The organism is Alteromonas sp. I10 (assembly GCF_003201515.1).
Lineage (GTDB): Bacteria > Pseudomonadota > Gammaproteobacteria > Enterobacterales > Alteromonadaceae > Alteromonas > Alteromonas macleodii.
Window position 1 is genome coordinate 24,625 of sequence record NZ_QJJN01000011.1, and the last position, 12,660, is coordinate 37,284.

General features: G+C 45.5%; 10 protein-coding genes. 5 read left to right on the forward strand and 5 right to left on the reverse strand.

Translation table 11 applies throughout. From position 1 onward, the window contains the following. Positions 1 to 2 precede the first annotated feature (2 nt). Positions 3 to 647, forward strand: coding sequence for a response regulator transcription factor (locus BZA03_RS17970; RefSeq protein ID WP_014977483.1), 645 nt, complete (start codon positions 3 to 5; stop codon positions 645 to 647). Here the strand turns inward: BZA03_RS17970 and BZA03_RS17975 are convergent. From BZA03_RS17975 to rimK, 4 genes are all read right to left on the reverse strand, one after another. Continuing rightward, the gene (locus BZA03_RS17975; protein WP_014977482.1) at positions 607 to 1,596 is read right to left on the reverse strand and encodes a hypothetical protein; all 990 of its coding nucleotides are present in this window, start codon (positions 1,594 to 1,596) and stop codon (positions 607 to 609) included. The genes BZA03_RS17970 and BZA03_RS17975 overlap by 41 nt on opposite strands. A gap of 68 nt (positions 1,597 to 1,664) precedes the next feature. Further along, positions 1,665 to 2,099, reverse strand: coding sequence for a RimK/LysX family protein (locus tag BZA03_RS17980; RefSeq protein WP_014977481.1), 435 nt, complete (start codon positions 2,097 to 2,099; stop codon positions 1,665 to 1,667). Between the two features lie 17 nt (positions 2,100 to 2,116). Further along, positions 2,117 to 3,148, reverse strand: coding sequence for a succinylglutamate desuccinylase/aspartoacylase family protein (locus tag BZA03_RS17985; protein WP_061486590.1), 1,032 nt, complete (start codon positions 3,146 to 3,148; stop codon positions 2,117 to 2,119). A 48-nt stretch (positions 3,149 to 3,196) separates the two neighbouring features. After that, complete coding sequence (rimK, locus tag BZA03_RS17990) at positions 3,197 to 4,102, reverse strand: 30S ribosomal protein S6--L-glutamate ligase (protein ID WP_061095924.1); 906 nt, start codon at positions 4,100 to 4,102, stop codon at positions 3,197 to 3,199. Positions 4,103 to 4,378: 276 nt separating this feature from the next. On the opposite strand from rimK, the gene BZA03_RS17995 reads away from it, so the two are divergent. Beyond that, positions 4,379 to 5,002, forward strand: coding sequence for a mechanosensitive ion channel family protein (locus BZA03_RS17995; protein WP_110289492.1), 624 nt, complete (start codon positions 4,379 to 4,381; stop codon positions 5,000 to 5,002). 49 nt (positions 5,003 to 5,051) lie between these two features. Here the strand turns inward: BZA03_RS17995 and BZA03_RS18000 are convergent, their stop codons facing one another. Next, a complete protein-coding gene (locus BZA03_RS18000; protein ID WP_039228591.1) occupies positions 5,052 to 8,495 on the reverse strand; it encodes a PAS-domain containing protein in 3,444 nt (1,147 codons plus the stop codon). Positions 8,496 to 8,752: 257 nt separating this feature from the next. Between BZA03_RS18000 and BZA03_RS18005 the strand changes: the two genes are divergently transcribed. From BZA03_RS18005 to BZA03_RS18015, 3 genes are all read left to right on the forward strand, one after another. Continuing rightward, positions 8,753 to 9,019, forward strand: a complete 267-nt coding sequence (locus tag BZA03_RS18005; RefSeq protein WP_014950817.1) for a DUF4212 domain-containing protein — start codon at positions 8,753 to 8,755, stop codon at positions 9,017 to 9,019. Positions 9,020 to 9,022: 3 nt separating this feature from the next. Further along, on the forward strand, positions 9,023 to 10,729 hold the full coding sequence (locus BZA03_RS18010) for a sodium:solute symporter family protein (protein WP_014980378.1): 1,707 nt from the start codon (positions 9,023 to 9,025) through the stop codon (positions 10,727 to 10,729). 98 nt (positions 10,730 to 10,827) lie between these two features. Beyond that, a complete protein-coding gene (locus tag BZA03_RS18015) occupies positions 10,828 to 12,657 on the forward strand; it encodes a putative nucleotidyltransferase substrate binding domain-containing protein (protein ID WP_110289493.1) in 1,830 nt (609 codons plus the stop codon). The last annotated feature ends 3 nt before the right edge of the window (positions 12,658 to 12,660 follow it).

Below are 12,660 nucleotides of genomic sequence, written 5' to 3' on the forward strand. Positions count from 1 at the left end.
CAATGATAACCCTTCTAATCGCTGATGATCATCCGCTGTATCGCGATGCACTAAGAGGCGCGTTGTCGTTGTCACTTCCAGCCTTAACCCTCAAAGAGGCGGGAGACCTTAACACTACAGTCGATATTCTCAACAATGAGGATATCGACTTATTGTTGCTTGATTTGCACATGCCGGGTAGCAATGATTTGTTTGGCTTGCTGCATATTCGAAAACTCTTTCCCGAACTTCCTGTTGCCGTAGTCTCTGGCACAGAAGACACCACACTTATTTCAAAGATTATTAGCGTGGGCGCGCTAGGGTTCATCCCCAAAACTGCCAGTGCGCAAGATATTGCAAACGCCGTAGAAGCAATTCTGGATGGCGATGTATGGCTACCTGATAACTTAAGTGAAGACGTTGATGAGGTGAATGAAGAGTTCTCTGAATTAGCGGATAAAGTTGCCTCGCTAACGCCCTCGCAATACAAGGTGCTTTGTTACATGCGAGACGGCTTGCTGAACAAGCAAATTGGCTTTAATTTAGATATCGCAGAGGCCACGGTTAAAGCGCATGTCACTGCTATCTTTAAAAAGTTGGGCATAAACAACCGCACACAAGCGGTACTTATTGCTTCACAACTTGAGTTGGAGCCGCCAGCTCAGTAGCGTCGAACTTAAGCACGGCTTCTGAGGTAGCAAATTCCGGTAAGAACTTTTCCAATGCCAAGCGGCTTTGTTCACTTAGCAAAGGATTGTCAATTTCAATAACCGTTCGCCCTTCGGTAAGTGCCATACCTTCTCTAAAGTTATCATGAGCTAACAGTAGCTCCTGAAACTTACCCGTTTCGAAGAGCCTTAACAGACCCTCAGCTATCCGCCCTGCTAATGCCTGATTGTCGCTTCCTACAAAGAAAAAGATGGGGCTTGGGTATGAAATGATAAGGTGATCGTCGATAGTCAGACCGCGTGAGAGCGCCTTGTCAGCGAGTTCTTCTTTAATTTCCATAACACTTCTTGGAAACATATCAGCGAAGCCTTCCGAAACAATGCGAAATGACGCCCGGTAGGTCGTTTCCAACACCGGGATATCGTTTGCGCGAAATATCTTCGTATCGGGCCAGTCGTAGCCCAAAACCGCTCGGTATGCTCGTAACGCGTTTAATGACTTTACTTCTTTAAGTCGCGTATCGCCTTCTCTGACCAGCAGTGCACGCTTACCAAAAAGACCCGCCATAATGGGAATGCGAATGGGCAGGAACTGACGTTCACGCTCTGTCGAGGTAACGCTCCACGTCACGTCTAGCATGTGGTGTTCAAGGCTGCGTAGTTGACGCTCTTGCGCCGTTTCTTGGTCGCTGACAATCAGTTCAAAAGAGCCGTATTGAGGTTCAGTAACGCGCAGTGATTCTGTGAGAAGACGTTTAGCGTAGGCGTATACGGCGTCTCGCCCAGGGTGAATATTTGGCAGGCGGAGAACGGTGTGAGGTAAGTCAGTACTTACCTCGTTTGTGTTTTGCTGCTGAGCATTAGCACTCAATAGTGTAAATACACTCAACAGCAGAGAGGCAACACTTAGGGCTTTTTTCGTAACGTCCATATTTTGTATTTCATGCACTAAACGCATGCCTTACTGCAAGTTGCCGCAGGTTTTAACGCTGAATATCCATTGGCAAACTTGTATTGCTAGTCTTTTCCCGTCAGCAAAAAGTCGTGCTCGGGGTCTACAATAAATTGACCCCTCATCGCTTCTCTTCCGAGCAGCATCAAATAGGTCATTTCAGAGCGGTCCGTTAGGGTTAACTGAATATCCCACTGGTACCCGTCCATTATTATAGGCGTAATTATAACATAGCGCTTCTCAAGTGTAGCCGTTGAGCTTTTTACGCGTTTTTGTCCTTCTACACGTGCTTCTCTGCGAACCACGCGTTCAACGTTGTGAATGTCGGGATGGATATCAAATTTAATCCATAATTCACCGTCTTGATCAAACTCTTCAATGTTGTCAACATGAAGTGAAGACGTTGCCGCCCCTGTATCAACGCGTACGTTCAAATCAGAGATGGCGAGTTTTGGTAAATCGCACAGCTCTACCGCACCAACAATTTTTTTATTGTTCATCAGTTTTTCTACCAATTTTATAAAACAGGACCCTGTTCTGGTGGCAATAAATTGTCTTGTAATAATTCTACGTGTTCTGCAACAGTATCAGGCTCTGAAAAGTATGCAATGTGGTATACCGCTTCACCTTCTTGGGTAAGTGGAATATTTTGTTTACCAATTACAACACCTTCTGCAGGGCTTTCAAGGCTATCTAAATAATTGCCAAACGGATCAGCAATAATGGCCAGTTTGTCACCTTTTTCAACATGGTCACCTAGCTGTGCTAAATGCGTCACAAATCCACTTTCTGGCGCGCGAACCCATCCACTTTGGCGCGCTATAAAACGCTCGATACTGTGGCCCTTACTGCGGCTTTTATTCAGCATGCCCAAATGACGCATGGTATTAATAATGCCTCTTACGCCGGCACGAATAGAAAACTCGTCATAACGTAACGCTTGGCCTGCTTCGTAAAGCAGAATTTTAACGCCACTTTCACTGGCCGCTTCGCGCAAAGAGCCATCGCGTAACTCTGCGTTAAGTAGTACAGGTACGCCAAACGCTTTTGCCATTTCCAGTACTTCTGGGTCGTCTAAGTCAGCGCGAATCTGTGGCAAGTTACTACGGTGTATAGCGCCGGTGTGAAGGTCAATGCCGACATCGCACTTACTTACCACTTCTTTGAAAAACAAGTTGGCTAACCTACCGGCAAGCGAACCTTTTTTACTCCCTGGAAAACTGCGGTTCAAATCGCGTCTATCGGGTAAATAACGAGACTGGTTTAGTACGCCGTACACATTAACCATAGGCACCGCGATAAGGGTTCCTCTTATCCGCTCAATCGCTTTTGAGCGGATAAGTCTGCCTACTATTTCGATGCCATTTAATTCGTCACCGTGAATGGCTGCGCTGACGAACATAATGGGACCTGGTCGCTTTCCTCGTTTAACGTAAACCGGAATGCTCATATTGGTGGCCGTGTACAGCGGCGGCATTTCTAACTCAATCTTTTTTGTTTCGCCAGGAGCAATGTTTTCACCCCCAATTCTTAAAACATCATTTACCACTAACGTTTTCCTATATTTACGTTATTGCATAGCAAAGGGTAAAGGGCGCTAGCCCTTTCCACGGGTTTTTGTTTTGTGCGGCTCTGCACTTTTTTCAATGAACTCAATGATCATACTGGCGACATCTTTATTGGTCGCCTTCTCAATGCCTTCAAGGCCCGGCGAAGAGTTTACTTCCATAACGACTGGACCGTTGTTCGAACGAAGAATATCTACGCCACAACAATTTAGTCCCATCGTTTTAGCCGCATCTACCGCTGTTTTGCGTTCCGCTGGACTTAGGCGAACTAAACTTGCATGACCGCCACGGTGAAGGTTAGAGCGGAATTCCCCAGGTGCTGCTTGGCGCTTCATCGCTGCTACAACTTTTCCACCTACCACGAAGCAACGAATATCTGCACCGCCCGCTTCTTTAATGAACTCTTGCACTAAAATACTGGCGTTAAGGCCCATAAAGGCTTCAATGATCGACTCTGCCGCTTTTTGCGTGTCGGCCAATACCACGCCAATACCTTGCGTGCCTTCAAGTAACTTAATAACCACTGGGGCGCCGCCAACCGTTTTAATAACATCGTCGATTTTGTCAGGGTGGTGTGCAAAGCCTGTTCTAGGCATACCTATGCCTTTACGTGATAAAAGCTGCAATGAACGCAATTTATCTCGAGAGCGGCTGATAGCAACCGACTCGTTAAGGCTGTATGTGCCCACCATTTCAAATTGGCGAACGACCGATGTGCCGTAAAAGCTAACCGATGCGCCAATTCGCGGGATCACTGCATCGTAATAGGGTAGTCGCTTACCGTTATAGCGAACGGACGGTCGCGCACTGGTGATATCCATGTAGCAGTGCATGGTATCGATAACGTCAACCTGATGCCCGCGAGCCTGCCCAGCTTCGACTAAGCGTGAAGTAGAGTAAAGACGAGGATTTCTAGAAAGAATTGCAATGCGCATTATAAAAAAGCCTGTAGTTTGTGTTTTATTTTGTCGTTTTATCGACCAATCTATTACCACGTTAGAACGTGATTGTTAAATAGACAAGTCATTTTTGCGCGCATACTAATGTAAGTGTTCGGGGGTGTCTTACGAATAATTCTTGTTGTGTCGATTGCTTTTAATGCATGAACTTGAGTGTTTTTCACGTTAGCATTAGAGCGCGTTGGCCTTTCTAACGTAAAATCAGAATTTAAGGTCAGTCTGCTTAACGAAAAAATGTAAGGATTTGGGTTAATGAATGAGTGGTGGCATGGGTTTTTGGCGTGGTTAACTCAGTACCAGTCAAATGTCGTGTGGAGTGGTTTGGTTTTACTAATTTATTTGGCGATGTCTCGTAAGTTGCTACCAAAATTAGAAACCAACATCGTAAAGTCAAAGCTAAAATCAAATAGTGCTATTAAAGGACTTTTTGCTGCACGGGTTATTGTCGCTACAGTATCGTTAGCCTTGTTGTTGCTAGCATGGGGGATCGATTTTTCTGGGCTCTTAGTGCTTTCCACTTCTATCATCACGGTAACCGGTGTTGCGCTTTTTGCTAGTTGGTCACTCATCAGTAACATCACTGCGTATTTTATTTTGCTCACAAACGTAGCGTATCGCAGAGGTAATTATGTGCGCATTCTCGACGGCGATAACTTCATTGAAGGTGTGATTGCCGATGTAGGGCCGTTTAGCACGCGCTTGCTTACCGCTGAGCGTGAAACCCTCATGTATCCTAATAACCTGATTTTAACCCGTCCTGTTTTGCTCAACCCTAAAGAGAAGTGGGGAGCAATGGGAAAAGTGGTGGCGAAGTCGAGCGTAGAAACGCAGGTGGTTAAAATTGAAGAAAGTAAACCACACGACGAATTACTCTAGACGTCTTTCTTTGCTTCCATATAGCGAAAAACCTGCAGCGAGCTAATAGCTACACGTTTTTCGCCTCCCTGATGTAGCGCGTCATACTTTGAAGTAGTGCACGCAGTTTCGCTGGTTTTAGCGGTTTGGCTAAGAAGTTTACGCCTTGGGCTTTACACTGTGTAACTAAGCTTTCATCTGGTGTCGCCGTTATAAGCGCTGCTGGCACCACAATGTTAAGTCGATGTCTTATCTCTTCAATCAAAGCCAGCCCATTTTTTTCGCTGTCGTGACTGAGCTGATAATCCATAAGTAAGATTTGAGGCTGAATAGTCTCACAGACTTTCAACGCGTCATCCCAATTGTTCGCAAGCACCACATTGATTCCCCATTTCTGTAATAGGGTCTGCATGGCATCTAAGTTCTCTCTTTGATCGTCCACGCAAAGCACGTCCATGCCTGTAAATGTTGTACTGCGGGGCTTTGCTGTAACGTTGGATACCTGTTTTGGCTCAGCTTTATCCAAGCTAAACGCAAAGCAGCTGCCTTTGCCTATTTTCGAGGTAACACTAATATCGCTGTTCAACTGCAGACTTAAACGTCGAACAACCCCCAAGCCAAGACCAATACCGTGTTCCTTACTTTCGTTTGCGCGGAAAAAGTCACCAAAAATGCTGTCTTTTTTATCGGTAGATATGCCAATGCCCGTGTCGATAACTTTGAAATAAACGGTGTCTTTGACAGGCTTGATAATGAACAAGACGCGGCCATTTTCCGTGTATTTCACCGCATTTGAAAGCAAGTTTTGCGTTATTCGATATAAGTACGTTTTGTCAGCTTTTACCCAGCACGGGCGTATAATCGCTTTAAAACCAAGTCCTTTTTCCCGCGCGCGCATTGCCATTTCGTCCACAAGTGGTGACAGCAGGGTCCTTACATCAATAGGCTCAATATCGGGTTTCATTTCACCTTGATCTAAGCGTGCAATATCCAGCAAAGTGCCAATGAGTGTTTCGCTAGACGTCACGCTATGGCTAAGCTTTTGAATAATGGCTAGCGCTGACTCAGTCAGTTCTTGTTCTTCAAGGGCGCTCACGTAGAGCTTGGCCGCATTTAGCGGCTGCAAAACATCATGGCTTGCGAGCGCCAAGAAGCGGGTTTTACTGGCATTGGCATCTTCTGCAGCCTTTCGTGCCCTTATCAGTTCTTTCTCGGCATCAGAGCGCCGTTCTATTTCAAGTCGAAGCTCGGCGTTTATGGAGTGTACTTCTTCAGTACGCTTCTTAATACGAGCCTCAAGATCAATGTTTGATTCTTCAAGCGCTTGCTGTATTTCCACGTGTCCGGTGATGTCGTTGAAGCTTGTTACGAAGCCTCCGCCAGGTAAAGGATTACCTACCATCTCAATAACCCGTCCATCCATTCGTTGTCGCGTGAAACGATGGGGCATACCAGAGCGCAAATGAGCCAGCCTTTTTTCTACTTCACCGTCTACGTTATCTGTGCCGAACTCACCTTGTGAAGCGTTATACCGAATAAGCTTTTCTATGGGCGTACCTACTGCCAACAAGTTATCTGGGTAAGGGTAGAGGTTGGCATAGCGTTTATTCCACGCTACTAAATTTAAGTGTTTGTCGACTACGCTAATGCCTTGGTCCATGTTTTCAAGTGACGTGAGTAGTGCAGTCATATTAAATTGCATGGCTTGCGTTGTGTCATCGAAGAAGTTGATAACCTCGGTAAAGTCCATCTTCTTACCACGCAATGCGCTGTCTAGTAGTACTTTGGCACTCGACGCGCCAATAACGCCACCCAAGGCGCGTTCGCAAAATGATAAAAACGACTCATTTGGCGTATCGTCGTGCTTTAATTGGCAATTATTGAGTTGCTGATATTGTTCCAACAATTGTTCACAACGACCGGATCCCATAAAGGTCGACAATAGCGTTATAAGATCGGAGACGGTCACGTTAGTTGCCTGCGCTTTAACGGTATTGTTAGTGGAAATGGCAGGAGACACAAAGGCTTCAGCTTGCATTCTGTCGATAAGACGCTGCGGTGCAAAGTGTGAAAAGAGTATGTAAACAAAGCTGTTTGCCGCTAAGCTAATCATAGCGCCTTGGCTAATGAGTTCGTTTTGTTCCATTTGTGAAACTTGCTCGCTCACGATGGGAAGTACAAGCCACAACACCCAAATCACTAGTCCCACCATTAGCCCTGCGTAAACCCCGTGCGCATGCGCGCGCTTCCAGTAAAGTCCGCCAACAATGGCTGGCATAAGCTGGATAACTAACGAGAACGCAATAAGCCCAATTGAATGAAGCGAGCGGCTGCTGGTCATTTGCTGGTGGTACAAAAACGCCATAAGCAAGATAAACGCGATGACGATACGGCGAATAAGCCTGATTTTGCTCGACACGTCCTGTTTGTCATCGGTATTGCCTGTAAATGCAAGAATACGCGGCAGAATCACATCGTTGGTGAGCATAGTACTCAGTGTGAGTGTTGCCACAATGATCATAGCTGTTGCGGCAGAGAGCCCGCCTACAAAAACAATCACTTGAAGAAGAACTGACTCTGAAAATACAGCCAGCGACAGTACGTAAGAGTCGGGCTCGATATTAGCGCCAGCAAAAATGGCTTTGCCTGCAATGGCGATAATAGGAATTACCGCTGAAATAATGGTCAGGTAGAGAGGGAATAACCACCTTGCCGTGCGCAGATGACCTAGGCTTAGGTTATCAATAATGGCAACGTGAAACTGCCTAGGCAAACAAACAATGGCCGCTGCCGCCATGATAGTTTGAGCGATGAAAGTAAACGAACCAAACTGCGCCAAGGCTATTTCATTGGTGAAACTTTCGAAGAATGGACCAGACTGGGTGCGCTTCCACGCACTATAACCAACAATGGCAACCAGCACTAACGCCAGCAATTTAATGGTCGACTCGAAGGCGATAGCCAGCATCAAACCCCGTCGGTATTCGGTGACGTCCGTTTGCCGGGTACCGAAATATATTGCGAATGCCGCGATGAAGCCAGTGGCGGCAATAATAATGCCGTTGCTGTTAGGCTGCTGAGTAAGAAGTTGGAAAGTAGCGCCCACTGCTTTTAATTGAAGCGCGATATAAGGAATAGTGGCAAGGAGCGCGATAAGCGTAACTACCAAAGCTACGGTTTGGCGCTTTCCATAGCGCGACGCGATGAAGTCGGAAATGGTAGTGATGTGTTGCTTCTTGCTGACGAGGGTTAACTTGTAAATAAACTTATAACCCAAGACGTAAACGAGAATAGGCCCAAGCATGATTGGCAGGTAAATCCAGGTGTCTCTACTTGCTTGGCCTACCATGCCGAAAAAAGTCCATGCGGTACAATAAATAGCGAGGGCCAGCGAATATATAGCGGGATGTGACGTTAGTGCTCTAGCGGTGGGCGAGTTCTTTTCACCCCAACTCGCCAGTGAAAACAGCAAGAAGAGGTACAGTACTGCAAGTGTTACCCAACCAAAAACCATAACGTTCCTTTTAACTTAGTTTTAACAATGCTGTCGCTATTATAATCATTTCGACCATGGTCTACCTACGACCATGGTCTCATTTTGAATTTTTCAAGGCAGGTCTAGAGTAATACGCGAGCTCCTAAATGCTTGACTTTGCTGCTTGTGATTGTCTTTCCTCAACCACGTAACACGCAGCAATAACGTTAACAAAGCCGGGCGTTAGGAATATGTAAAATCATAACAATCAATTAACCTGACATGAGGGTGAAACAATGGCATTTAGAAACGAAGAGGACAAAAAAGCGTATTGGAGGGAGAATCTCGCTCTTCTCGCCAAGCTTTTAGTCGTTTGGTTTATCGTATCATTCGGTGCCGGCATTATTTTTGTCGATATCTTAAATGAAATCCAATTCTTTGGCTTTAAATTAGGCTTCTGGTTTGCGCAGCAGGGCGCAATTTACGTATTTGTTGCATTGATCTTTGTCTACATGGCGAAGATGAACGCCATGGACAAACGCTACGGCGTAGATGAGGAGTAAATCATGGACGTTCAAACTTTAACGTTTATCATCGTTGGCGCATCGTTTGCGCTTTATATCGCTATCGCTATTTGGGCTCGCGCAGGCTCAACTAACGATTTTTACGTTGCAGGTGGCGGTGTACCTCCCGTTATGAATGGGATGGCAACGGCAGCAGATTGGATGTCGGCAGCCTCGTTCATTTCAATGGCGGGTCTTATCTCATTTATGGGGTATGACGGTGCAGTATATCTAATGGGGTGGACAGGTGGTTATGTTCTACTTGCGCTTTGTTTAGCTCCCTATTTACGTAAATTTGGCAAATTCACGGTACCTGACTTTATTGGGGATCGTTATTACTCACAAACCGCGCGTACGGTTGCTGTATTTTGTGCAATCTTCGTTTGCTTTACATACGTTGCAGGTCAAATGCGTGGCGTAGGTGTGGTATTCAGCCGCTTCTTAGAGGTTGATATTGTGTCTGGCGTGGTTATCGGTATGGTTATCGTGTTCTTCTACACGGTACTTGGCGGTATGAAAGGCATTACTTACACGCAAGTTGCACAGTATTGTGTAATGATTTTCGCCTACATTGTACCAGCGGTATTTATCTCAATGATGGTAACAGGACATATCCTGCCGCAAACCGGCTTTGGTGCAACCTTAGCAGACGGTTCGGGGGTGCATATGCTGCAGAAACTCGATAATTTGTCTGTCGAGTTAGGCTTTAACGAATACACCTCAGGAACAAAAAGTACCATTGATGTATTCTTTATCACCTTTGCGTTAATGGTAGGTACAGCGGGTCTTCCACACGTAATCGTTCGCTTCTTCACCGTGCCTAAAGTTCACGATGCGCGTAAATCTGCAGGCTATGCACTAGCGTTTATCGCAATTCTATATACCACAGCACCGTCACTAGCAGCGTTTGCCCGTGTGAATATGATCGAAACCATTAATGGGCCTGAAATGACGGGAACAAGCTATGAAGAAGCGCCGTCGTGGATTAAAAACTGGGAACAAACTGGCCTTATCTCATATGAAGATAAGAACGGTGATGGCAAGATGTTCTATTCGGGTGACGAGCGCAACGAAATGAAAGTCGACCGCGATATCATGGTATTGGCTAACCCTGAAATTGCGAACTTACCTGCGTGGGTTATTGCACTCGTTGCAGCGGGTGGTGTGGCAGCCGCACTGTCAACGTCTGCAGGCTTGCTGCTGGTTATTTCAACCTCTGTTTCCCATGATTTACTGAAACGAAACTTTATGCCAAACATAACCGATAAAGCCGAGCTCATGTATGCGCGACTTGCTGCTGGGGTGGCCATTGTCATAGCAGGTTACTTCGGTATCAATCCGCCAGGCTTTGTTGCACAGGTGGTGGCATTTGCCTTCGGCTTAGCGGCGTCGAGTTTCTTCCCGGCAATTATTATGGGTATCTTCAGCAAGCGCATGAACGATAAAGGTGCTATTGCTGGTATGATTTCAGGTATTGCCTTCACTGCGGCTTACATTATTTACTTCAAATTTGTAAACCCAGCGGCCAATACGCCTGACAACTGGTGGTTTGGTATTTCTCCTGAAGGTATTGGTACCTTAGGTATGATGGTGAACTTCATTGTGGCTTTCCTTGTGTTCAAAGCAACAGATGAAGCGCCAGAAGAAATCCAAGAACTGGTTGAAAGCATTCGTTATCCTAAGGGTGCGGGTGAAGCATCAGCGCACTAAACTAATGTTGCCTTAAGATAGGCTTTAGCAAAATAAAACCAATCTACTGGCGAAAGTGAGTAGGTTGGTTTTTTCTTTTTGTGAACTGGACATTCCCTATGACTGCGATGGCTAAACAAGTTGAAGACTTTCTCAACACTTCAGCACCTTTTGACATACTGGATAAAGAGCAAAAGCTTGAGCTAGTAAAACATACTGAATTGGTTTACCTGACAGCGGATAATGTGGGCGACCTGCAAAAGGGAAAAGCGTCACTTTTTCTTATTCAAAATGGACAGTTTTCCGTCCAAGATTCAGATGCCCCTTTACGCCATTTAAGTGAGGGCGACTATTTCGGCTACACCAATATAATGGAAAAACGTAATTTTTCATTAAGCATCAGTGTAGACAGTCCAGGTCTGGTTTACTGTTTTGAAGCGTCTGCTGTTACCCCGTTATTTGAACTGCCAGCAATTCGAAATTTTTTTGATGGGCTGCGCAATAATGCCCTTCAAAACCATGCTATTTCCGATAGCAACTCCATGTGGCTTTATAAAGGGCTTGAGGATGTTATTAATAAGTCTCCCGTGTCGGTGGACGTAGAAACCTCAATTACAGCTGCGGCGCAGCTTATGACAACTCAAAAGGTATCGTCATTACTGGTTACACGAGAAGATAAGCTTATTGGCATTATCACCGACCGAGACTTACGTTCAAGAGTGGTTGCCGCCTCTCTCGATATTCATCTTCCAGTCAGCCATATAATGACGCCTAATCCTGCGCAGATAATGGGAAATAGAACGCTATTTGATGCCTTGGCGCTTATGACCGAAAGGAACATCCATCACCTACCGGTTATCGACCAGCAAACCCTTGTGCCATTGGGTATGGTGACAGCCAGCGATATTATTCGTCATCAGCGTGGTAACGTTCTTTTTATAATTGGAGAGCTAAGCAAAGCGGAAAACCTTTACGAATTAACACGGCTATCCTGGCAATTGCCGCATTATTTCTCTGCTCATGCGAAAAAAGCGGGGGACTATGACATTGCTGGCAAAATTTTGTCTCAAGCTACCGATATTATGACAAGAAAGCTTATTGGCTTTTTCCAACAGGCTAACGGTAAAGCACCCATGATGTTTGCGTGGCTTGTTTATGGCTCACAGGCAAGAGAAGATCAGACGATGGGTTCGGATCAAGATAATGGACTGCTTCTTGCTGAGCGGCCAAGCGAAGCGCAAGCAGAATATTTCGCAAAAATGGCTGATTATGTGTGTAACGGTTTGGCCAAATGCGGCATTAAACTGTGCGATGGTAATATTATGGCGAGCAATCCTAAGCTTAGACTCTCGCTTGAAGAAGCCATTGAAGAAGCTAAGAGATGGGTAAAAGCACCAACTAAAGATGCGATTATGCACTTTAATATTTTTCTTGATGTTCGCTGCGCAGCCGGGGATATAAGTTTATTTAAGCAGTTGCAGCGTCAAAGAGCCCCCTTGATGAAGCAAAATATGTTCTTAGCAGCGCTTACGAGAAATAGTAACGAAATATCGGTTCCGCTTTCCATGTTTCAAAAGTTCATTTATGAAAAAGGCCGTAGAGAGAAGGACGTGATCGACCTTAAAACCCGAGCCGTGGCCTTAATTAACAATATCGCCCGCATATACGCGCTAGCTGATGGTGTGACGTTGCCTAACACACTTGCCCGGTTAGACGCGCTATCGGAAAATTCACAGCTCTCAAAAAGAGATGCGACTAACCTACGTGATATTTGGCTGTTTTTAAATCGTTTGCGTTGGCGTCATCAGTTGGAAAATAAAGTAACGGACAATCGTGTGTCGGTTTCAAGTTTATCATCGATAGAAAAGCATCAGCTAAAAGCCGCATTCAAGGCTATAGAACGAACCAATCAAGCAATGGTTATGAAGTTCTCTGGCGGCGTAAGTTAACGC